The organism is Rahnella bonaserana (genome assembly GCF_019049675.1).
In the GTDB taxonomy this organism is placed as follows: Bacteria; Pseudomonadota; Gammaproteobacteria; order Enterobacterales; family Enterobacteriaceae; genus Rahnella; species Rahnella bonaserana.
This window is the reverse complement of sequence record NZ_JAFMOW010000067.1, coordinates 129,851-151,464: the sequence shown is the minus strand read 5'-3', so window position 1 is coordinate 151,464 and position 21,614 is coordinate 129,851. Positions and strand designations below refer to the sequence as shown.

19 protein-coding genes are annotated in these 21,614 nt (G+C 51.7%); 15 read left to right on the top strand and 4 right to left on the bottom strand.

Annotated elements, in window-relative coordinates; genetic code table 11:
• Positions 1 to 19 precede the first annotated feature (19 nt).
• Positions 20 to 1,309, top strand: coding sequence for a threonine synthase (gene thrC / locus J1778_RS20195; protein ID WP_217174682.1), 1,290 nt, complete (start codon positions 20 to 22; stop codon positions 1,307 to 1,309).
• 68 nt (positions 1,310 to 1,377) lie between these two features.
• Here the strand turns inward: thrC and yaaA are convergent, their stop codons facing one another.
• Complete coding sequence (yaaA, locus tag J1778_RS20190) at positions 1,378 to 2,151, bottom strand: peroxide stress protein YaaA (RefSeq protein ID WP_217174681.1); 774 nt, start codon at positions 2,149 to 2,151, stop codon at positions 1,378 to 1,380.
• Positions 2,152 to 2,263: 112 nt separating this feature from the next.
• A complete protein-coding gene (locus J1778_RS20185; protein ID WP_217174680.1) occupies positions 2,264 to 3,691 on the bottom strand; it encodes an alanine/glycine:cation symporter family protein in 1,428 nt (475 codons plus the stop codon).
• Between the two features lie 275 nt (positions 3,692 to 3,966).
• Here J1778_RS20185 and tal point away from each other — a divergent pair, with 275 nt between their 5' ends.
• The 3 genes from tal to J1778_RS20170 all read left to right on the top strand — a co-directional run bounded on the left by tal (position 3,967) and on the right by J1778_RS20170 (position 7,097).
• On the top strand, positions 3,967 to 4,920 hold the full coding sequence (gene tal, locus J1778_RS20180) for a transaldolase (protein ID WP_015698727.1): 954 nt from the start codon (positions 3,967 to 3,969) through the stop codon (positions 4,918 to 4,920).
• A 124-nt stretch (positions 4,921 to 5,044) separates the two neighbouring features.
• Positions 5,045 to 5,632, top strand: a complete 588-nt coding sequence (mog, locus tag J1778_RS20175; RefSeq protein ID WP_217174679.1) for a molybdopterin adenylyltransferase — start codon at positions 5,045 to 5,047, stop codon at positions 5,630 to 5,632.
• A gap of 142 nt (positions 5,633 to 5,774) precedes the next feature.
• Positions 5,775 to 7,097, top strand: coding sequence for an MFS transporter (locus tag J1778_RS20170; protein WP_217174678.1), 1,323 nt, complete (start codon positions 5,775 to 5,777; stop codon positions 7,095 to 7,097).
• A 60-nt stretch (positions 7,098 to 7,157) separates the two neighbouring features.
• Here the strand turns inward: J1778_RS20170 and satP are convergent, their stop codons facing one another.
• Entirely contained in the window at positions 7,158 to 7,757 is a 600-nt protein-coding gene (satP, locus tag J1778_RS20165) for an acetate uptake transporter (protein WP_217174677.1), read from the bottom strand.
• Between the two features lie 317 nt (positions 7,758 to 8,074).
• On the opposite strand from satP, the gene dnaK reads away from it, so the two are divergent.
• From dnaK to nhaR, 4 genes are all read left to right on the top strand, one after another.
• Positions 8,075 to 9,976 carry a molecular chaperone DnaK gene (gene dnaK, locus J1778_RS20160; protein ID WP_112287001.1) on the top strand — a complete coding sequence of 634 codons (1,902 nt, stop codon included), beginning with the start codon at positions 8,075 to 8,077 and terminating at the stop codon, positions 9,974 to 9,976.
• A gap of 99 nt (positions 9,977 to 10,075) precedes the next feature.
• Positions 10,076 to 11,209: a molecular chaperone DnaJ gene (dnaJ, locus tag J1778_RS20155; protein WP_217174676.1), complete on the top strand. Its 1,134-nt coding sequence runs from the start codon at positions 10,076 to 10,078 to the stop codon at positions 11,207 to 11,209.
• A gap of 228 nt (positions 11,210 to 11,437) precedes the next feature.
• Positions 11,438 to 12,613, top strand: a complete 1,176-nt coding sequence (nhaA, locus tag J1778_RS20150; protein ID WP_217174675.1) for a Na+/H+ antiporter NhaA — start codon at positions 11,438 to 11,440, stop codon at positions 12,611 to 12,613.
• 66 nt (positions 12,614 to 12,679) lie between these two features.
• The gene (nhaR, locus tag J1778_RS20145; RefSeq protein WP_217174674.1) at positions 12,680 to 13,567 is read left to right on the top strand and encodes a transcriptional activator NhaR; all 888 of its coding nucleotides are present in this window, start codon (positions 12,680 to 12,682) and stop codon (positions 13,565 to 13,567) included.
• Between the two features lie 83 nt (positions 13,568 to 13,650).
• Here the strand turns inward: nhaR and rpsT are convergent, their stop codons facing one another.
• Positions 13,651 to 13,914 carry a 30S ribosomal protein S20 gene (gene rpsT / locus J1778_RS20140; protein ID WP_013577064.1) on the bottom strand — a complete coding sequence of 88 codons (264 nt, stop codon included), beginning with the start codon at positions 13,912 to 13,914 and terminating at the stop codon, positions 13,651 to 13,653.
• A 439-nt stretch (positions 13,915 to 14,353) separates the two neighbouring features.
• Between rpsT and ribF the strand changes: the two genes are divergently transcribed.
• From ribF to J1778_RS20105, 7 genes are all read left to right on the top strand, one after another.
• Positions 14,354 to 15,292 (top strand): bifunctional riboflavin kinase/FAD synthetase, encoded by a 939-nt coding sequence (gene ribF, locus J1778_RS20135; RefSeq protein WP_013577063.1) that lies wholly within the window; start codon positions 14,354 to 14,356, stop codon positions 15,290 to 15,292.
• 61 nt (positions 15,293 to 15,353) lie between these two features.
• Positions 15,354 to 18,170, top strand: coding sequence for an isoleucine--tRNA ligase (ileS, locus tag J1778_RS20130; RefSeq protein ID WP_217174673.1), 2,817 nt, complete (start codon positions 15,354 to 15,356; stop codon positions 18,168 to 18,170).
• On the top strand, positions 18,170 to 18,676 hold the full coding sequence (gene lspA, locus J1778_RS20125) for a signal peptidase II (RefSeq protein ID WP_217174672.1): 507 nt from the start codon (positions 18,170 to 18,172) through the stop codon (positions 18,674 to 18,676). The genes ileS and lspA overlap by 1 nt, the downstream gene beginning before the upstream one ends.
• A gap of 5 nt (positions 18,677 to 18,681) precedes the next feature.
• Positions 18,682 to 19,152, top strand: a complete 471-nt coding sequence (fkpB, locus tag J1778_RS20120) for an FKBP-type peptidyl-prolyl cis-trans isomerase (RefSeq protein ID WP_112286994.1) — start codon at positions 18,682 to 18,684, stop codon at positions 19,150 to 19,152.
• On the top strand, positions 19,133 to 20,086 hold the full coding sequence (gene ispH, locus J1778_RS20115) for a 4-hydroxy-3-methylbut-2-enyl diphosphate reductase (RefSeq protein ID WP_217174671.1): 954 nt from the start codon (positions 19,133 to 19,135) through the stop codon (positions 20,084 to 20,086). Before fkpB ends, ispH begins: the two co-directional genes overlap by 20 nt.
• A gap of 137 nt (positions 20,087 to 20,223) precedes the next feature.
• Positions 20,224 to 20,802, top strand: a complete 579-nt coding sequence (locus J1778_RS20110) for a glucose-6-phosphate isomerase family protein (protein ID WP_217174670.1) — start codon at positions 20,224 to 20,226, stop codon at positions 20,800 to 20,802.
• 49 nt (positions 20,803 to 20,851) lie between these two features.
• Positions 20,852 to 21,580: a glucose-6-phosphate isomerase family protein gene (locus tag J1778_RS20105; protein WP_238484836.1), complete on the top strand. Its 729-nt coding sequence runs from the start codon at positions 20,852 to 20,854 to the stop codon at positions 21,578 to 21,580.
• Positions 21,581 to 21,614 lie beyond the last annotated feature (34 nt).

Genomic DNA, 21,614 nt, shown 5'->3' with positions numbered 1-21,614 from the left:
TAATTTATTGGGATAACTAATGAAACTGTACAACCTGAAGGATCACAACGAGCAGGTCAGCTTTGCTCAGGCCGTCAAACAAGGGCTTGGAAAACAGCAGGGTTTATTCTTCCCGCTGGAACTGCCGGAATTTGAACTGACTGAAATTGACCGCTTGCTGGAACTGGATTTCGTCACCCGCAGCAGCCGTATTCTTTCCGCTTTCATCGGCGATGAAATTCCTGAAGAGGAATTGCATCAGCGTGTGAAAAACGCGTTTACGTTCCCTGCACCGGTGGCGAAAGTGGAAGAAGACATTGCCTGTCTGGAACTGTTCCACGGCCCGACCCTGGCCTTTAAGGACTTCGGTGGCCGTTTCATGGCGCAGATCCTGACGCAGGTTTCAGGAGATCAGCCGGTCACCATTCTGACCGCAACCTCCGGTGATACCGGCGCAGCAGTGGCGCACGCTTTCCACGGTCTGAAAAACGTTCGCGTGGTTATTCTGTATCCGCGTGGCAAAATCAGCCCGTTGCAGGAAAAACTGTTCTGTACGCTGGGCGGTAACATTCACACTGTCGCTATCGACGGTGATTTTGATGCCTGTCAGGCGCTCGTCAAACAGGCGTTTGATGATGAAGAACTGAAACACGCGCTGAAGCTGAACTCGGCGAACTCCATCAATATCAGCCGTCTGCTGGCGCAGATTTGCTACTACTTTGAAGCAGTGGCTCAGTTGCCACAGGAAGCACGTAATCAGCTGGTAATTTCCGTGCCAAGCGGCAACTTCGGGGATCTCACGGCCGGTCTGCTGGCGAAATCTCTCGGCCTGCCGGTGAAACGCTTCATCGCAGCGACCAACGCCAATGATACCGTGCCGCGTTTCCTGTCTGGCGGCGAGTGGGATCCGAAGAAAACCGTCGCGACGTTGTCGAATGCAATGGACGTCAGCCAGCCAAATAACTGGCCACGTGTGGAAGAGCTGTATCGTCGTAAAACCTGGCAACTGAAAGATCTGGGCTTTGGCGCGGTCAGTGACGACACCACCGAAGACGCGATGCGCGAGCTGGCGAATATCGGATATATCTCTGAACCTCACGCGGCGATTGCTTATCGTGTGTTGCGTGACCAGTTGCAACCGGGCGAATTCGGTCTGTTCATCGGTACTGCGCATCCGGCGAAATTCAAGGAAAGCGTGGAAGCGATTTTGGATCAGGACATCGGTTTACCGAAAGAACTGGCGGATCGCGCTGATCTTCCGTTGTTGTCGCATAACCTTCCGGCTGATTTCAGTGAAATGCGTGCCTTCCTGATGGCGCTGCCTGAATAACGACTGTGCTTCAGAAATGCAAAAGCCCTCTTCATGAGGGCTTTTTTCATGGTTGCAGCTCAGACAAATCAGCGCTCAGGACGGGTAAATACCAGCTCATTGCCCTGTGAACGTGATTCATCAAATTCGTAACCTTCCAGATTGAAATCCTGAAGCTGTTTCGGCTTATCCAGACGCTCTTTGATAATGAAACGGCTCATCAGGCCACGCGCTTTTTTGGCGTAGAAGCTGATGACCTTGTACTTACCGTTTTTCTCGTCGAGGAACACCGGCTTGATGATTTCGCCGTCGAGCAGTTTAGGCTTAACCGCTTTAAAGTATTCGTCAGACGCCAGATTCACCAGGACTTTGCTTTTTTGTTCGCTGAGTAACAGGTTGAGTTTCTCGGTCAGTAAATCGCCCCAGAATGCATAAAGATTCGCGCCCTGCGGGTTTTCCAGACGGATCCCCATTTCCAGACGATAAGGCATCATCAAATCCAGCGGACGCAGCAGGCCGTATAAACCGGACAGCATGCGCAGATGCTTTTGGGCAAAATCGAAATCTTTCTCGCTGAAATCTTCCGCCTGCAGCCCGGTATACACATCACCCTTAAAGGCCAGAAGCGCCTGACGGGCATTTTTCGGCGTGAAATCCGGCTGCCAGTCATTGAAGCGTTCGGCGTTCAGATGGGCCAGTTTATCGCTGATCCCCATCAGTGAAGAGATCTGCGCCGGGGACATTTTACGCGCCACGGTAATCAGCTGACTGGATTTATCCAGCAGCTCCGGTTGGGTATAGCGCGTTGTCGCAAGCGGGCTTTCGTAATCGAGCGTTTTAGCAGGTGAAATAATGGTCAGCATAGTCTCGTCCGTTGGTCAGTGACGGTTCAAATTCGGAATTTTTCGTTGCCATACTGTAGCAAAAAAGTCACTGCAATGGGGGCATGATACTGATAGGCAAAAGCTCAGGAAATCAGCGTGGAGATGAGGTTTTATCCCACACGCCTGGTTCGAGCTGGCCGCGTAATTCAGGGTAATGATCAGGATTGAAAACGGGTATTTTCCCCATCCGCCGCTGCCGCTCGTAATCCTTAACCACTTTTACCGCGATGCCGGAAAGCAGCAACAGGGCAGTGAGATTAAGTATGGCCATCAGTGCCATGAAGATATCAGCCAGCTTCCAAAGGATCTGGAGTTCCATCAGGCAGCCGCCAAAAACCATCGTAATCACCAGCAACCGGAAAATCAGCAACTTAACCGGTGCGGCTCTGTGAACAAAACTCAGATTGTTTTCGGCATACACGTAGTTGCCGGCGATTGAAGTGAACGCAAAGGCGCACACCAGCATCGCCAGAATAACCGAGCTCCACTCAGGCACTGCCGGGGCGATAGCCAGGTGGAGCAGGCGAACTCCGCTGGGAGCTCCGGCAATATCTAAAGCGCCGGACGTTAAAATAATTAGCGCAGTCGCCGTGCAAATAATCACCGTATCAATAAATACCGCCAGCATCTGGTTAAATCCCGCTGCCGCCGGGTGGCTGACGCCTGCCATCGCCGCGGCATTTGGCGATGAACCGACACCGGCTTCACTGGCAAAAGCCCCGCGCTGCATACCCTGAGTGATCGCCTGAGTTACGCCGTAAGCCAGCGCGCCGGACGCAGCTTCCTGCAAGCCAAAGGCGCTTTTGAATATCAGTACGAACACCTGGGGAAGTTTGTCAACGTGATGGCCAATGACCCAAACTGCCAGCAGCAACCAGGCAAAAGCCATCAGAGGGACCATCCATTTGGACAGCCAGGTGACAGCACGAATTCCACCGAAAATCAGCAATGCCACCAGTGCCGCTAAAATACAGGCGGTTGTCAGCGGCGGAACATGCAGGAGATGGAATGATGCCTGGGCAATCGAATTAGCCTGTAACGCACTGAAAATAAAGCCGCAGGAAAGTACCATCAGGAAAGAGAACAGGATCCCCATCCAGCGCATTCCCAGCCCTTTTTCCATGTAATCTGCCGGGCCACCGCGAAATTTGTTACGTGAACTGGTGCCTTTGTAAATCTGGGCGAGCGTGTTTTCTGTCAGCGCGGTAGCCATACTGAAGAGAGTAATAATCCACATCCAGAAAATGGCTCCCGGCCCGCCCAGCGCAATCGCAATGGTCACGCCCGTCAGGTTACCCGTACCCATTCGTGAAGCCATACTCAGACAAAGTACGCGCCAGGAGGATGTTCCGCGGGGAGCGGCGTTGCGTTTAAAAAGTGACGGAGAAAAAAGGTGGCCAAAACGACGAAACTGAATGAACCCAAGACGGAAAGTGAGATAAATACCGCTGCCAAACAGCAGGTAAATCAGGATTGTGCTCCAGAGAATTGTGTCGAAAAATTCCAGCAAGTCATTCATGAATTGTCCTTGGTTGATTTACCCTTCATCGTTTTTATTAATTGGCTTAAGGGCAATGACCACTTTGGATGGCTAACATACCTTTTTTATCAAATGGGTGACATATGCATTTTGGCTGAATTTGTGTGTTTTGGAAGGTGATAAATCCATAGATGTTCGTAGCCGAGCATGCCGCGAGATGCGCCTTGCGCGTGGCTTTTTGCATGTTATCATCAGCCAAAGGCAAGGCATGAAAATGCCTATACGAAAACGTCCAAACGATGAGATATGCCAAAATGACCGATAAACTGACTTCCCTACGCCAAATGACTCAGGTTGTTGCTGACACCGGAGATATCGCGGCAATGAAGTTGTACCAGCCGCAGGATGCGACCACCAACCCGTCACTGATCCTCAGCGCTGCGCAAATTCCTGAATACCGTAAACTGATCGACGAAGCAATCGCCTGGGCACGTGACCAGAGCAGCGATCACGATCAGCAGATTACTGATGCAGCTGACAAACTGGCAGTAAACATCGGTCTGGAAATTCTGAAACTGGTCCCGGGCCGCATTTCAACTGAAGTTGATGCCCGTCTGTCTTACGACACTGACGCGAGCGTGGCCAAAGCTAAACGTCTGATCAAACTGTATAACGATGCGGGCATCACCAACGACCGTATCCTGATCAAACTGGCTTCTACCTGGCAGGGTATCCGCGCTGCGGAAAAACTGGAAAAAGAAGGCATCAACTGTAACCTGACCCTTCTGTTCTCCTTCGCTCAGGCTCGCGCTTGTGCAGAAGCAGGCGTGTTCCTGATTTCTCCATTCGTTGGCCGTATCCTCGACTGGTACAAAGCCAATGGCGATAAGAAAGAGTTCGCGCCGAATGAAGATCCGGGCGTTGTGTCTGTGACCGAAATCTACGAATACTACAAACAACACGGCTACGAAACAGTCGTGATGGGCGCAAGCTTCCGTAACATCGGCGAAATCATCGAACTGGCGGGTTGTGACCGTCTGACTATCGCCCCTGCGCTGCTCAAAGAGCTGGCAGAAAGCGAAGGTCCGCTGGAGCGCAAACTGTCCTTCTCCGGTGAAACTAAACCACGTCCTGCGCCACTGACTGAACCTCAGTTCTACTGGGAACACAACCAGGATCCTATGGCTGTCGACAAACTGGCTGACGGTATCCGTAAGTTTGCAGTTGACCAGGGTAAACTGGAAAAAATGATTTCTGATCTGCTGTAATCAGCGCTCAGTTTTCGACAAAAAGCGGCTAATCAGCCGCTTTTTTTGTGCCTGCGATAAAACCACCGGCCGGTTACCGATATACTGAGACAAATTACGAAGAAAAATGCTGTGGAGAAATAGCATGAATACATTCCGAATTGGTCTGGTATCGGTGTCGGACCGCGCGTCAAACGGTGTTTATCAGGATAAAGGTATTCCGGCGTTAGAAGAGTGGCTGGAGAAAGCGCTTATTACGCCGTACAAACTGGAAACAAGATTGATCCCCGATGAGCAGCCGCTTATTGAACAGGCGATCAGCGAACTGGTCGATGAGAGTGGCTGTCATCTGGTCCTGACTACCGGCGGAACCGGCCCCGCACGCCGTGACGTTACGCCGGATGCCACGCTGGCGGTGGCCGATCGTGAAATGCCCGGCTTCGGTGAGCAGATGCGCCAGATTAGCCTGCACTTTGTGCCGACGGCGATTTTATCGCGTCAGGTTGGGGTAATCCGCAAACAGGCGCTGATCCTCAATTTACCCGGTCAGCCGAAATCAATTCAGGAAACGCTGGAAGGCCTGAAAGATGCAGAGGGGAAGGTGATTGTTTCCGGTATTTTCGCCAGCGTGCCTTACTGTATCCAGTTGCTCGACGGACCTTACGTGGAAACGCATGATCATGTGGTAGCAGCTTTTCGTCCAAAAAGTGCCCGCCGCGATACAAAAAACTAAATAGCCTGCGATTTCAAAATTAACAGAAGTTACGCGTCAGGCACTCTGGTGTGGAAAATATTTGCCGCTATAGTAATGATTACTTTACAAGAGGTGGCAAAACCTTTTTCCATTTTTCACTCTGGTGTCTGACGGTATCCCTATGCAACACGCACAATCGCGCCGGTTGAACCGGCAGGATTTCAAAACGCTGTCCCTGGCTGCACTGGGTGGCGCACTCGAATTTTACGACTTCATCATTTTCGTCTTCTTCGCTGCGGTCATTGGCGATCTCTTCTTTCCGGTCAACATGCCCGACTGGCTGCGTCAGGTGCAGACCTTTGGCATTTTCGCCGCCGGTTATCTGGCACGTCCGCTGGGCGGTATCATCATGGCGCACTTCGGCGATCTGGTTGGCCGTAAGCGTATGTTCAGTCTGAGTATTTTGCTGATGGCTTTGCCGACACTGGCGATGGGGTTATTACCGACTTACGCGTCCATTGGCATTGCAGCACCCCTGTTGTTATTGCTGATGCGCGTATTGCAGGGCGCGGCTATTGGCGGTGAAGTCCCTGGGGCATGGGTATTTGTGGCCGAACATGTGCCGCGCAGCCGCATTGGTTTTGCCTGTGGAACGCTGACGGCCGGTTTAACATTGGGGATCCTGCTGGGTTCTCTGGTGGCAACTTTACTGAACACCAGCATGACGGCGGCAACGATAAGTCATTATGGCTGGCGTATTCCGTTCTTTATTGGCGGAATTTTTGGTCTGATCGCCATGTACTTGCGGCGCTGGCTGCAGGAAACGCCTGTCTTTATCGAGATGAAAGCGCAAAAAGCGCTGGCTGAAGAGTTGCCTTTGAAAGCCGTCGTCGCTAACCACAAAAAGGAAATTGTGGTCTCAATGCTGATGACCTGGCTGCTATCCGCTGGCATCGTGGTCGTTATTCTGATGACGCCAACCTGGCTGCAGAAACAGTTTGGGATTCCTGCGGCAGTGGCGTTACAGGCAAACTGTCTGGCGACCGTGGCGCTGATGCTGGGTTGTATCATCTCGGGCAGCATTGTTGACCGACTGGGAGCCAGCAAAACTTTTATCTTCGGCAGCCTGTTTCTCGGGATTTGCACATGGTCGTTCTATCACATGGTTGCGGCAGATGCGTCGGTACTGATGGGCATGTACGCGCTGGCCGGACTGAGTGTGGGCGTGGTCGGTGCGGTGCCGTATGTGATGGTGCGGGCTTTTCCTGCGGAAGTGCGTTTTACCGGTATTTCTTTTTCATACAACGTGGCTTATGCGATTTTTGGTGGGCTGACTCCGGTATTTGTTACGCTGATCATGCGCCTGACGCCGATGGCTCCGGCCTATTATGTGCTGGCGCTGTCCGCAATTGGTCTGCTGACCGGTATTTATCTGAGCCGTGACCTGAACAGTGAAGCGGCGAAAGACGCGAAATTTGCCGAACGTGTCGCTTCCGGCCAGTAAGCGGGTTTCAGATATAAAAAAGCCCTGCAATGCAGGGCTTTTTCGTTTCAGGGATGCTCGTTATGCAACGACAGCATCAACTTGCGGAGCTTTTTTATTCGGCTCGCCGATGGGTAAAACAGTACGGCCATACTGTTCATTCAGCACTTCTGCCATCGCCAGATAAATCGCGCTGGCACCGCAGAAGATACCTTCAAAGCCGGCAAAATGAAGAACAGTGGTATTCCCTGTCATATTTCCGTAGCACAGCAGGGCAAACAAAATTGTCAGGCTGCCGAAAACAACCTGGATGCCGCGGTTCGCTTTCAGGGTGCCAAAGAACATGAATAAAGTGAAAACACCCCAGAGACCGAGGTATGCGCCCAGGAAACTTTCGCTGCTGGCTTCGGCCATGCCCATGCGTGGCAGCATCAGGATGCCAACCAGGCTCAGCCAGAATGCACCGTAAGAAGTGAAAGCGGTCGTACCGAACGTGTTTCCTTTTTTAAATTCCATCATCCCGGCGAGGACCTGAATCAGCCCGCCATAAAAAATGCCCATACTCACAATCACTGCAGTGAGAGGGAAAAAGCCTGCATTGTGTAAATTCAACAAGATAGTGGTCATACCAAATCCCATCAGCCCGAGCGGGCCTGGATTTGCTAAGGGTTTGCTGTGCATAGATCCTCTGTATCAGAATTATTATTAATTGATAATCGGGGGAAGAACGCTTGGAAATGGGTAAAAAAGCCACATATCTTTGGAAGCGCGCGGCATCATAAGGAGGGTTGCGTCAGCAAACATTGATCTGGCGTAACAGCAATTGAAGATTTTTTTTCACTTTGCCCCTTGATGCTGAGCAGCATGGCCCCATCTTATTCCCAACCGCAGTTGTTACCGTCGGGAAATCCGTTAAATGGGGCTGTTGAAATCGAAAAGATTGGCCACATATACAGTAGCAACCTGAACGAATATGAATTTAAGTGGAGACGTTTTAGATGGGTAAAATTATTGGGATCGACCTGGGCACCACCAACTCTTGTGTAGCTATCATGGATGGCACGACTGCTCGTGTACTGGAGAATGCTGAAGGCGACCGCACCACTCCTTCCATCATCGCTTATGCGGCAGATGGCGAGACTCTGGTAGGTTCTCCGGCTAAACGTCAGGCTGTGACTAACCCGCAGAACACCTTGTTTGCGATCAAGCGCCTGATTGGCCGTCGCTTCCAGGACGAAGAAGTTCAACGCGACAAAGGCATTATGCCTTACCAGATCGTAGGCGCTGACAATGGCGACGCCTGGATCGACGTTAAAGGTCAGAAAATTGCACCTCCGCAGATTTCTGCAGAAGTGTTGAAAAAAATGAAGAAAACTGCTGAAGATTATCTGGGCGAACCAGTCACTGAAGCGGTTATCACCGTACCTGCATACTTCAACGATGCTCAGCGTCAGGCAACTAAAGACGCCGGCCGTATCGCAGGTCTGGAAGTCAAACGTATCATCAACGAACCAACCGCAGCGGCACTGGCTTACGGCCTGGATCGTGAAATCGGTAACCGCACTATCGCGGTATACGACCTCGGTGGTGGTACTTTCGATATCTCTATTATCGAAATTGACGAAGTTGACGGCGAAAAAACCTTCGAAGTTCTGGCAACCAACGGTGACACACACCTCGGTGGTGAAGACTTCGACAGCCGCATGATCAACTATCTGGTCGAAGAGTTTAAGAAAGAACAAGGTATGGATCTGCGTAACGATCCACTGGCGATGCAACGTCTGAAAGAAGCTGCTGAAAAAGCGAAGATTGAACTGTCTTCTGCTCAGCAAACTGACGTGAACCTGCCGTACATCACTGCTGATGCGTCAGGTCCAAAACACATGAACATCAAAGTGACCCGTGCAAAACTGGAATCTTTGGTAGAAGACCTGGTTAACCGTTCTATCGAACCACTGAAAGTGGCTCTGAAAGACGCAGGTCTGTCAGTTTCTGATATTCAGGACGTCATCCTGGTGGGTGGTCAGACCCGTATGCCAATGGTTCAGAAGAAAGTAGCTGAATTCTTTGGTAAAGAACCACGTAAAGACGTGAACCCGGACGAAGCTGTGGCAATCGGTGCAGCAGTTCAGGGCGGTGTGTTGGCAGGCGACGTTAAAGACGTTCTGCTGCTGGACGTTACCCCGTTGTCTCTGGGTATCGAAACCATGGGCAGCGTGATGACTCCGCTTATCACTAAAAACACCACCATCCCGACTAAACACAGCCAGGTGTTCTCTACTGCGGAAGACAACCAGTCTGCAGTAACCATCCATGTGTTGCAGGGTGAACGTAAGCGTGCAAGTGATAACAAATCTCTGGGTCAATTCAACCTGGATGGTATTCAGGCAGCGCCTCGCGGTCAGGCACAGATCGAAGTCACCTTCGACCTTGACGCCGATGGTATTCTGCATGTGTCTGCGAAAGACAAGATTACCAACCGTGAGCAGAAGATCACCATTAAGGCATCTTCTGGTCTGAGCGAAGAAGAAATCCAGAAAATGGTCAACGATGCTGAAGCCAATGCTGAATCTGACCGTAAGTTTGAAGAACTGGTTCAGACCCGCAACCAGGCGGACCACCTGATCCACGGTACCCGTAAGCAACTGGAAGACGCCGGCGATAAACTGCCAGCTGAAGACAAAACCGCAGTAGAAGAAGCCCTGAAAGCACTGGAAGTTTCAGCTAAAGGTGAAGACAAGGCTGACATCGAAGCGAAAATCCAGGCGCTGGTACAGGTTTCCGGCAAACTGATGGAAATGGCTCAGCAGCAAGGCCAGGCCGAAGGCGGCGATAACAGCGCGCAGAAAGATGACGACGTTGTTGACGCTGAATTCGAAGAAGTTAAAGACAAAAAATAATCGCCCTTAAGCGGGCACAGTAAGAAGTTTTACTGATAACCAGCACGGGCGTCGAGGAAACTCTACGCCCGTGCACGCATGTTGAGGGTAGGTTAAAGCATGGCGAAGCAAGATTATTACGAGATTTTAGGCGTATCCAAAACAGCGGATGAGCGTGAAATCAAAAAGGCTTATAAGCGCCTGGCAATGAAACATCACCCTGACCGCAATCAGGGCGATAAAGAGTCCGAAAGTAAGTTTAAAGAAATTAAAGAAGCTTATGAAATCCTGACCGATGCGCAAAAACGTGCAGCCTACGACCAGTACGGTCATGCAGCCTTTGAACAAGGTGGCATGGGCGGTGGTGGCGGTTACGGCGGCGGTGGTGCAGATTTCAGCGACATCTTTGGTGACGTCTTTGGCGACATCTTTGGCGGCGGTCGCCGTCAGCGTGCCAGCCGGGGTTCCGATCTGCGTTACAACATGGATCTGACTCTGGAAGAGGCCGTTCGTGGTGTCACCAAAGAAATCCGCATCCCGACACTGGATGAATGTGACGTTTGCCACGGCAGCGGCGCGAAAGCGGGTAGCTCTCCGACCACCTGTCCGACCTGTCATGGCGCAGGCCAGGTTCAGATGCGTCAGGGCTTCTTCACTGTCCAGCAGGCGTGTCCGACCTGTCAGGGCCGCGGTAAAGTCATTAAAGATCCGTGCAACAAATGCCACGGTCATGGTCGCGTAGAACGATCTAAAACCCTGTCAGTGAAAATTCCTGCGGGTGTGGACACCGGTGACCGTATTCGTCTGGAAGGTGAAGGCGAAGCGGGTGAGCACGGCGCTCCGTCAGGCGATCTGTACGTTCAGGTTCAGGTTAAAGCGCACAAAATCTTTGAGCGTGAAGGCAATAACCTGTACTGCGAAGTGCCAATCAACTTTGCCATGGCTGCACTGGGTGGCGAAATTGAAGTGCCAACGCTGGACGGACGCGTAAGTCTGAAGATCCCTGCCGAAACACAAACGGGCAAAATGTTCCGTATGCGTGGACGCGGTGTGAAATCTGTACGCGGAGGTGCTCAGGGCGACCTGATGTGTCGCGTGGTCGTTGAAACGCCGGTCAGCCTGAGCGAAAAGCAGAAGCAACTGCTGCGTGATCTGGAAGAAAGCTTTGGTGGTGTGTCGGGTGAAAAAAACAGCCCGCGCTCTAAAAGTTTCCTGGATGGCGTGAAAAAGTTCTTTGACGATCTGACCCGCTAATCTGTCGCTGATTTCAGCGGCTGAAAGCCACATAGAATCCCCGGCAGCGGTTGACGCTCCGGGGATTTTTTTAGGATTTTTTTGAAGGAACGCATGACTAAACTGTTCGTAAAAACCGAGCTATACTTCAGAAATAATCGACTTTTTACGAAGTGATGAGCTGCGTAGAATGCGCATTTCATTGTGGCAATCCTTTTAACGCCACGGTTTTTCTAAAGGAGAGTCAGAATGTCGAATATCATTCGTCAGTTTTTACGCTTAGAGGCCGCAGGCGGTATCGTACTGATCCTTGCCGCTATCGTGGCGCTTATTATGGCGAATACCCCATTGCAGGGAACGTATCAGGCGTTTTTAGATATTCCCGTTACCCTTCGTTTTTCCGAACTGTTAATCGACAAACCGCTTTTACTTTGGATTAACGATGGGCTGATGGCGGTATTTTTCCTGATGATTGGCCTGGAAGTGAAGCGTGAGCTGTGTGAAGGCGCGCTGGCAAATCGCGAACAGGCGCTGTTCCCGGCGATTGCCGCGCTGGGTGGCATGATCGTTCCGGCTCTGATCTACTTACTGTTTAATGGCGGTGACGAAATTGCTCGTCAGGGGTGGGCTATCCCGGCAGCCACGGACATTGCTTTTGCGCTGGGTGTGATGGCGTTGCTGGGTTCCCGTGTGCCAACTGGTCTGAAAGTATTCCTGCTGGCGCTGGCTATCATCGATGATTTGGGTGCGATTGTGATTATCGCGCTGTTTTATAGCCATGATGTGTCGATGATGGCATTAGGATTATCGGCGGTCTGCATTGCGGCCCTGGTTTTCCTGAACTGGCGTGGTGTAACTAAGCTGACGCCTTATTTGCTCATTGGAGCGGTATTCTGGGTGTGCGTACTGAAATCAGGTATTCACGCGACGCTGGCGGGTGTGATCCTCGGATTCCTTATCCCGCTCAGAACCAAAGAGAATAAAACATCTCCGGCGCGTCGTCTGGAGCATGGAATTCACCCGTACGTTGCCTGGTTCATTCTGCCTGTTTTTGCTTTCGCCAACGCGGGTATCTCCTTGCATGGCGTGACGGCTGCCGGTGCGTTTTCAATGTTACCGATGGGTATCATGGCGGGGCTGTTGCTGGGTAAACCGCTAGGCATCATTCTTTTCGGCGGTCTGGCGCTGAAACTGGGCATCACCCGTATGCCCTCTGGCATTTCGTTTAGCCAGATTGCAGCAGTGTCTGTGCTATGCGGAATTGGCTTCACCATGTCTATTTTTATCGGCTCACTGGCATTTGCTTCACTGGATCCGGCGCTGCTGACTTACGCAAAAATGGGCATTCTGATGGGATCAGTGGCTTCAGCTGTTTTAGGTTTTCTGATGCTCAGCCGCGCTTTGCCGAAAAAAGCGCATCACTAAACCCTGTGCTGTGCGGGTAACCGCGCAGCACGATGCTGACTTCATACTGCAGGAAAGGATGAAACCATGCCTCATATTAATTACAACCATTTGTATTATTTCTGGCACGTGTGTAAATCAGGTTCTGTCGTGGGAGCCGCAGAGGCTTTGTATCTGACGCCGCAGACCATCACCGGCCAGATTAAATCGCTTGAAGAAAGGCTGGGCGGTAAACTTTTTAAGCGCCAGGGACGCGGACTGGTGCCTTCTGAGCTGGGGCAGCTGGTGTATCGCTATGCCGACAAAATGTTCACGCTCAGTCAGGAAATGCTGGATATCGTGAATTACCGCAAAGAATCGAGCCTGCTGTTTGATGTGGGCGTGGCGGATGCATTATCCAAGCGGCTGGTCAGCCGTGTGCTGGAAGCCGCAGTGCCTGACAATGCGCAAATTCACCTGCGCTGTTTTGAATCAACGCATGAAATGCTGCTTGAGCAACTGAGTCTGCATAAGCTGGATATGATTTTGTCTGATTGCCCTGTGGATTCCACCCAGCAGGAAGGATTGTTCTCCGTCAAACTGGGCGAAAGCCCGATCAGTTTCTTTTGCTGCCAGCCGATGTCAGGCATGAGTTTTCCTGCCTGTCTCGAGCAGCGGCCTTTGCTGATCCCCGGTCGTCGATCAATGCTGGGGCGCAAGCTTCTTAACTGGTTTAACACGCAGGGGCTGAACGTCAATATTCTCGGTGAATTTGATGATGCGGCACTGATGAAAGCCTTCGGAATGAACAATAATGCAATTTTTGTCGCACCGGCTATCTATTCGTCGACAGAATTTCAGGATGAAAATATAGAAGAAGTCGGGCGGCTGGAGGGGATTATGGAAGAGTACTATGTGATTTTCGCGGAGCGTATGATCCAGCATCCTTCGGTACAGCGGATTTGTCACACCGATTTCACGGCGCTGTTTGAGTAGCTTTACGCGTTGAGACTCAAATTTCAGATATAAAAAAACCGGCGTGAGCCGGTTTTTTTATCAAGCATTTCAGCGTAATGCGATTATTGCATTGCGTTGATTTGCGCAGTCAGGTTTGACTTATGACGCGCTGCTTTGTTTTTGTGGATCAGGCCTTTGCAAGACTGACGGTCCACGATTGGTTGCATTTCGTTAAATGCGTTTTGTGCAGCAGCTTTGTCGCCTGCTGCAATAGCCGCGTATACCTTCTTGATAAAGGTACGCATCATAGAACGACGGCTCGCGTTGTGCTTACGGCGTTTTTCTGACTGTACGGCGCGTTTCTTAGCTGATTTGATATTAGCCAAGGCCAACTCCCAAATATTTTTCTATTGATGAACAATTCAAAGGCCGAGGAATATGCCTTTTCGGTCTTCTTTTGTCAACGGATTTGTGCAAATAAGCGGCGTTTTAAAGAGTGAACTTTGATCGTCGCTTGTTACGTTGTGATGGCGCAGGATTTTAACAGCTTCCGGCATCGGAATACAGTCTTTCGCGAGAAAAATCGACAGGAGAGTGTACAAACTGCCCACTACGGCCATTAACGCTTTGTTTATGCGAAAAGTCACGCATTCCCTGTATGCAACGAAAGATTTTCATCGCCACGTCGCCATTTGAACCGCAATATCTGCCGTATGCAAGAGAGAATGGTGAGATCCTGCTAATCGCTGGTTAACCTTGGAGGCTGTACAAGGTATAATCCGCCGATTTCCATCGTTATGAGTCAGCATTGGATTTGAGCCAGCTATGGAGCTAATTCGCGGAATACACAATATTCGAGCACGTCATCATGGATGTGTGCTGACTATTGGCAATTTTGATGGTGTACACCGTGGCCACCAGGCCCTGATTGAACAGCTTAAGCTGGAAGGTCAACGTCTGGGGTTACCGGTGATGGTAATGATTTTTGAGCCGCAGCCTCTGGAACTGTTTGCTGGTGATAAAGCACCTGCACGCCTGACCAGCTTGCGCGACAAAGCCAAGTATCTGGCAGAGTGCGGCGTTGATTATCTTTTATGTGTGCGTTTTGAACCCCGGTTCGCCGCCCACATGGCGCAGGCCTTTATCTCGCAATTGCTGGTTGAGAAACTGGGCGTAAAATTCCTGACCGTCGGGGATGACTTCCGTTTTGGTGCCAGTCGTCTGGGAGATTTTGAGCTATTGCAGAAAGCCGGTGAAGAATACGGTTTTGAAGTGATCAGCACGCAAACTTTCCGTGAAGGCGAGAACCGTATCAGCAGCACGGCTATCCGTAATGCGCTGCGGGATGACGATTTAGCCCTGGCCGAAAATTTACTGGGCCATCCGTTCAGTATCTCGGGGCGAGTGGTGCATGGCGATAAACTGGGGCGAACTATTGGCTTCCCGACCGCCAACGTTCCCCTCAAACGAGTCGTTTCGCCGGTACGCGGCGTGTATGCCGTTGAAGTCTTAGGCCTCGGGCCTGAACCTTTGCCGGGCGTCGCGAATATCGGGATACGTCCGACAGTCGGTGGTGTGCGCAAGCAGTTGGAAGTGCACCTTCTCGACACCACATTAGATTTATACGGGCGCCACATTGACGTGGTGCTCCGCGCGAAATTGCGCAACGAACAGCGTTTCTCCTCGCTTGATGCTTTAAAGCAACAGATTGCGAACGATGAAGTGACGGCCCGTGAATTCTTTGGGTTAAAGACACTGCGCTAAACATGTACTGACAGGCGTGTAACAAAGCCTGGAATCCAGCCGAAAACGGAACCGAGAATCTATGAGTGACTACAAGAACACCCTGAATTTGCCGGAAACAGGGTTCCCGATGCGTGGCGATCTGGCCAAGCGTGAACCTGACATGCTGAAAAATTGGTATGACCAGGATCTGTACGGGATTATTCGTGCTGCCAAGAAAGGCAAGAAAACCTTTATTTTGCATGACGGCCCTCCGTATGCGAACGGCAGCATTCATATTGGTCACTCAGTTAACAAAATTCTTAAAGACATTATCGTTAAGTCCAAAGGGCTGGCGGGCTTTGATGCGCCGTATGTTCCGGGTTGGGACTGTCATGGTCTGCCAATCGAGCTGAAAGTCGAACAACTGATCGGCAAGCCGGGCGAAAAAGTCACTGCGGCAGAGTTCCGTGAAGCGTGCCGTAAATACGCAGCAGAGCAGGTTGAAGGCCAGAAGAAAGACTTCATCCGCCTGGGCGTATTAGGTGACTGGGATCATCCGTACCTGACCATGGACTTCAAAACTGAAGCCAATATCATTCGTGCGCTGGGTAAAATCATCGGAAACGGTCACCTGCACAAAGGGGCTAAGCCGGTTCACTGGTGTACAGATTGCGGTTCATCACTGGCTGAAGCTGAAGTTGAGTATTACGACAAAGCGTCTCCTTCTATTGATGTGGCGTTCAACGCGACTGACGCTGCCGCTGTGGCTGCGAAATTTGGCGTATCTGCCTTTAATGGCCCGATCTCTCTTGTTATCTGGACCACCACACCGTGGACCATGCCTGCGAACCGTGCGATTTCACTGAACCCTGAGTTTTCTTATCAGCTGGTTCAGGTTGAAGGCCAGTGCCTGATCCTGGCAACCGATCTGGTTGAAAGCGTCATGAAACGTGCCGGTATCGCAGAATGGACCATCCTGGGCGAGTGTAAAGGTGCGGATCTCGAACTGCTGCGCTTCAAACACCCGTTCCTCGGTTTCGACGTTCCGGCAATCATGGGCGACCACGTCACCCTCGATGCCGGTACCGGTGCCGTGCATACCGCACCTGGCCACGGTCCGGATGACTTTGTTATCGGCCAGAAATATGGTCTGGAAGTGGCGAACCCGGTAGGGCCGAACGGCTGCTACCTGCCAGGCACTTACCCGACGCTGGACGGTAAATTCGTCTTTAAAGCCAACGACCTGATCGTTGAGCTGCTGCGCGAAAAAGGCGCATTGCTGCACGTTGAGAAAATCACGCACAGCTATCCGTGCTGCTGGCGTCACAAAACGCCGATCATCTTCCGCGCGACGCCGCAATGGTTCATCAGCATGGATCAGAAAGGCCTGCGTCAGCAATCTCTGGAAGAGATCAAAGGCGTGCAGTGGATCCCGGACTGGGGTCAGGCGCGTATCGAAAACATGGTCGCTAACCGTCCTGACTGGTGTATCTCCCGTCAGCGTACGTGGGGCGTGCCGATGTCTCTGTTCGTCCACAAAGACACTGAGCAACTGCATCCGCGCAGCCTTGAGCTGATGGAAGAAGTCGCTAAGCGTGTTGAAGTGGACGGCATTCAGGCATGGTGGGATCTGAATCCGGAAGACATTCTGGGTGCAGAAGCTGCTGATTACGTCAAAGTGCCGGATACGCTGGACGTGTGGTTTGACTCCGGTTCAACGCATTCTTCCGTTGTGGATGTGCGCCCTGAATTTAACGGTCATTCTCCGGATCTGTATCTGGAAGGTTCTGACCAGCATCGTGGCTGGTTCATGTCTTCTCTGATGATTTCGACTGCCATGAAAGGCAAAGCGCCTTACAAACAAGTTCTGACGCACGGTTTCACTGTGGATGGTCAGGGCCGTAAAATGTCTAAATCCATCGGCAACACCATCGCGCCACAAGACGTGATGAACAAGCTGGGTGGCGACATTCTGCGTCTGTGGGTGGCGTCTACGGATTACACCGGTGAAATCGCTGTGTCCGACGAAATCCTCAAACGCGCTGCGGACTCTTATCGCCGCATCCGTAACACCGCGCGTTTCCTGCTGGCGAACCTTAACGGTTTCGATCCGGCGCTGCACAGCGTGGCTCCGGAAGAGATGGTCGTACTGGATCGCTGGGCTGTGGGTCGTGCGAAAGCTGCACAGGAAGAAATCATTGCCGCGTATGAAGCCTATGATTTCCACGGTGTCGTTCAGCGCCTGATGCAGTTCTGCTCGATCGAAATGGGTTCCTTCTATCTCGACATCATTAAAGATCGCCAGTACACCGCGAAAAGCGACAGTGTCGCCCGTCGCAGCTGCCAGACTGCGCTTTACTATATCAGCGAAGCACTGGTCCGCTGGATGGCGCCAATCATGTCCTTCACCGCAGATGAAATCTGGGCTGAACTGCCGGGTAGCCGTGAGAAATTCGTCTTTACCGAAGAATGGTATGACGGTTTGTTCGGTCTGGCGGGCAACGAATCCATGAACGATGCGTTCTGGGATGAGCTGCTGAAAGTCCGTGGCGAAGTGAATAAAGTGATTGAACAGGCGCGTGCTGATAAACGTCTGGGCGGTTCTCTGGAAGCGGCGGTAACACTGTTTGCTGATGATGCGCTGGCAGCCGATTTGCGTTCTCTGGGCAACGAACTGCGCTTCGTGCTGCTGACTTCAGGTGCGAAAGTTGCCGCCCTGTCTGATGCTGACGCCGCCGCTGTGCCAAGCGAATTGCTTAAAGGCCTGAAAATCGGTCTGGCGAAAGCAGAAGGCGACAAATGTCCGCGCTGCTGGCATTACACTACTGACGTCGGTCAGAACGCGGAGCATATCGACATCTGCGGCCGTTGTGTCACTAACATCGCTGGTGACGGCGAAGAGCGTAAGTTTGCATAATGAGTAAATCGATTTGTTCCACCGGACTCCGCTGGCTCTGGCTGGCGGTCGTGGTCATTATCGTGGATCTGGGCAGTAAGTTTCTCATTATGGGAAACTTCCAGCTCGGCGAATCCATGCCTTTGATCCCGTATTTAAATCTGTTCTACGCCCAGAATCACGGTGCTGCGTTCAGTTTCCTGGCAGATAAAGGCGGCTGGCAGCGCTGGTTCTTTGCGTTAATCGCCCTGGTTATCGTCGTGGCGTTAGTCGTGCTGATGTACCGCGGCAGCGCGAAGCAAAAGCTAAACAATATTGCCTTCGCCATGATTATCGGTGGCGCACTCGGCAACTTGTTTGACCGCCTGTATCACGGGTTCGTGGTCGACTTTATCGATTTTTATGTCGGTAACTGGCACTTCGCGACCTTCAATCTGGCCGACAGTTTTATCTGCGTCGGTGCGGCAATGGTGGTGCTGGAAGGATTTCTGGCTAAACCGAATGAAGCCACGAAGAGCAAAGGATAGGAATTATGTCTCAACAGGTGAAACACGACAGCGCCGTGCTGGTGCATTTTACGTTGAAGCTGGAAGACGGCTCGACGGCAGAATCAACCCGCGCCAATGGGAAACCTGCGCTGTTTCGCCTTGGCGACAGTAGCTTGTCTGACGCGCTGGAAAATCAGCTGTTAGGGCTGAACGTTGGGGATAAACGTGCATTCACGTTAGCCCCTGAATCGGCATTCGGGACTAAAAGCCCGGATCTGGTTCAGTTCTTCTCCCGTCGTGATTTTCAGGAAACAGGGGTGCCGGATGTCGGCACCATCATGTTATTCAGCGGGCGCGACGGCAGCGAAATGCCGGGCGTTGTCCGTGAAGTGACTGAAGATTCAATCACTGTAGATTTCAACCATCCGCTGGCAGGGCAACATATCGATTTCGATATTGAAGTGCTGGAAATTGACCCGGAGCTTGAGGGGAAACATGCAGATATTGCTGGCTAACCCGAGAGGGTTTTGCGCAGGCGTTGACCGCGCAATCAGTATCGTTGAGCGTGCGCTGGAAATTTACGGCGCGCCTATCTATGTGCGTCACGAAGTGGTGCATAACCGCTATGTGGTCGACAGCCTGCGTCAGCGCGGGGCGGTTTTCATTGAGCAAATCAGCGAAGTGCCGGATGGCTCAATTCTGATCTTCTCCGCCCACGGTGTTTCTCAGGCTGTGCGCGCAGAAGCGAAAGCACGTGACCTGACAATGTTGTTTGACGCGACCTGTCCTCTGGTGACCAAAGTGCATATGGAAGTGGCGCGCGCCAGTCGTAAAGGTACCGAAGCCATTTTGATTGGTCATGCCGGTCACCCGGAAGTGGAAGGCACGATGGGCCAGTACAGCAACCCGAACGGGGGTATGTATCTGGTTGAAGCACCGGAAGATGTGTATAAATTGCAGGTGAAAGATGAAAACAACCTGTGCTTTATGACGCAAACCACCCTGTCAGTTGACGATACTTCTGCGGTGATTGATGCGTTGCGCGAGCGTTTCCCGAATATTGTCGGGCCGCGCAAAGATGATATCTGCTACGCGACCACTAACCGTCAGGAAGCCGTGCGTACGCTGGCGGATGGCGCAGATGTTGTGCTGGTGGTGGGATCGAAAAACTCATCGAACTCTAACCGTCTGGCCGAGCTTGCTCAGCGTGTCGGTGTTCCATCTTATCTCATCGATTCGGCGGCTGATATTCAGGAAAGCTGGCTGAAAGATGCGAAAAGCATTGGCGTAACGGCAGGCGCATCTGCACCGGATATTCTGGTGCAGGACGTGATCAGCAAGCTGAAAACCTTTGGTGGCCTCGATGTGATTAACATCGAAGGACGCGAAGAAAATATCGTGTTCGAAGTGCCGAAAGAGCTGCGCGTAGATGTAAAACAGATCGACTGATATAAAAGCTTTCAGACTTTTGTTTCAGAGAATGGGATGCCCTGACCGGCATCCCATTTTTCATTTCATTGCATAGAGATTAATCGATTAACCTTTTATAATGAAAGTGTCTGTTTTTCCTTGGGCGGAGTTTACAGATGCGAAATGTAGAGTTTACTGCGAGTCCTAATTTTTCCGGGTGGGTTGACCTGCAGACCGGGCACTTTGATGCCGAAAATGTTCAGCACAAATCGACCTGCATCCGCGATCTGGCAGGCGTGTTTTCAGATGATGCAGCACGCCAGGCACTGCCAGAAGATTTTGAGGTTTACTGCGTTGAAATGCTGGTATCACCCCAGCAGGAAGGAGAACTCCACACCGGCACGACTCACCTGATGCCTGGCAAAGTGGGGGATGAGTTTTTCATGACACGCGGGCATTTCCATCAGCGCCGTGAGCAGGCTGAATTTTATTTTGGCCTGCGGGGTAAAGGGGTTTTATTGCTACAGCCAGAGAATGCCCCTGCATATGCGGAATACGTTTTTGCTGGCAGCGTTCATCATATCCCTTCTTTTACGGCTCACCGTCTGGTGAATACCGGCCACGATATTCTTTCAGCTCTGGCCGTCTGGCCTGTTATCGCAGGGCATGATTACCAGAGTTTGCAATCCGATGGCTTTCGGATCCGGGTGTATGATCGCGAGGGCAAAGTGTCACTGGAGGTCGCCAGTGACTGATTCCAGCTTTCAGGATTTCGGGTTGCCGCTGAGTATTACGCAGCAGCCAATGGGATTTATTTACCATGAAGATGTCATGGGGCCAGTGCCGGAGTTCCGAACGCTGGATCAGATCCGGCCTTCACTGCGCGATCCCGCCTGTGACGGGCCGGAGCATGTCTACGTCATTGCCATGGATGTCGCGCGCAAAATCCATCATCAGGAATTACAAAACCGGATGCTGCTCTTTGGCCTGGTGACCTATGCCTCAGGACGTCTGGGAGATGAACCGGTTCGCAGTCAGGGGCATATTCACCGTATCAGCCAGCACAGCGGGTGGTCGCCGCCGGAACTTTATGAAATCTGGCAGGGAAAGGCGGTGATTTACATGCAGGAGTATGTGGAGCAGGAGCCGGGCCGCTGTTTTGCTATCCATGCCGCGCCGGGAGATAAAGTGCTGGTGCCACCGGGTTGGGCGCATGCCACTATCTCCGCCGACCCTCATGTGCCGCTGACTTTTGCGGCCTGGTGCGATCGCGAGTATGGCTTTGAATATGATGCCGTTCGTCAGCGTAAAGGTTTAGCCTGGTATCCGTTGTTGCAGGGTGATCACATTACTTGGCAGCAAAATCCTCATTATTCGCCGACCCGTTTATATGCGACGCATCCCAGGCAATATGTAGAATTTGGTATTACGGATGAGCCGCTTTACCGGCAGTTTGAACAAAATCCGGCGCGCTTCCAGTTCATCTCTGATCCGGGGAGCGTAGCGAATAAATGGGTGAACTTTGTTCCCTGACGTAACGGAAAATCCAATAAAAACGGGCGAATCA

Coding starts and splice junctions, on each gene's coding strand:
- thrC (WP_217174682.1), top strand. CDS start 20: ATGAAACTGTACAACCTGAAGGATCACAACGAGCAGGTCAGCTTTGCT.
- yaaA (WP_217174681.1), bottom strand. CDS start 2,151: ATGCTGACCATTATTTCACCTGCTAAAACGCTCGATTACGAAAGCCCG.
- J1778_RS20185 (WP_217174680.1), bottom strand. CDS start 3,691: ATGAATGACTTGCTGGAATTTTTCGACACAATTCTCTGGAGCACAATC.
- tal (WP_015698727.1), top strand. CDS start 3,967: ATGACCGATAAACTGACTTCCCTACGCCAAATGACTCAGGTTGTTGCT.
- mog (WP_217174679.1), top strand. CDS start 5,045: ATGAATACATTCCGAATTGGTCTGGTATCGGTGTCGGACCGCGCGTCA.
- J1778_RS20170 (WP_217174678.1), top strand. CDS start 5,775: ATGCAACACGCACAATCGCGCCGGTTGAACCGGCAGGATTTCAAAACG.
- satP (WP_217174677.1), bottom strand. CDS start 7,757: ATGCACAGCAAACCCTTAGCAAATCCAGGCCCGCTCGGGCTGATGGGA.
- dnaK (WP_112287001.1), top strand. CDS start 8,075: ATGGGTAAAATTATTGGGATCGACCTGGGCACCACCAACTCTTGTGTA.
- dnaJ (WP_217174676.1), top strand. CDS start 10,076: ATGGCGAAGCAAGATTATTACGAGATTTTAGGCGTATCCAAAACAGCG.
- nhaA (WP_217174675.1), top strand. CDS start 11,438: ATGTCGAATATCATTCGTCAGTTTTTACGCTTAGAGGCCGCAGGCGGT.
- nhaR (WP_217174674.1), top strand. CDS start 12,680: ATGCCTCATATTAATTACAACCATTTGTATTATTTCTGGCACGTGTGT.
- ribF (WP_013577063.1), top strand. CDS start 14,354: ATGGAGCTAATTCGCGGAATACACAATATTCGAGCACGTCATCATGGA.
- ileS (WP_217174673.1), top strand. CDS start 15,354: ATGAGTGACTACAAGAACACCCTGAATTTGCCGGAAACAGGGTTCCCG.
- lspA (WP_217174672.1), top strand. CDS start 18,170: ATGAGTAAATCGATTTGTTCCACCGGACTCCGCTGGCTCTGGCTGGCG.
- fkpB (WP_112286994.1), top strand. CDS start 18,682: ATGTCTCAACAGGTGAAACACGACAGCGCCGTGCTGGTGCATTTTACG.
- ispH (WP_217174671.1), top strand. CDS start 19,133: ATGCAGATATTGCTGGCTAACCCGAGAGGGTTTTGCGCAGGCGTTGAC.
- J1778_RS20110 (WP_217174670.1), top strand. CDS start 20,224: ATGCGAAATGTAGAGTTTACTGCGAGTCCTAATTTTTCCGGGTGGGTT.
- J1778_RS20105 (WP_238484836.1), top strand. CDS start 20,852: ATGGGATTTATTTACCATGAAGATGTCATGGGGCCAGTGCCGGAGTTC.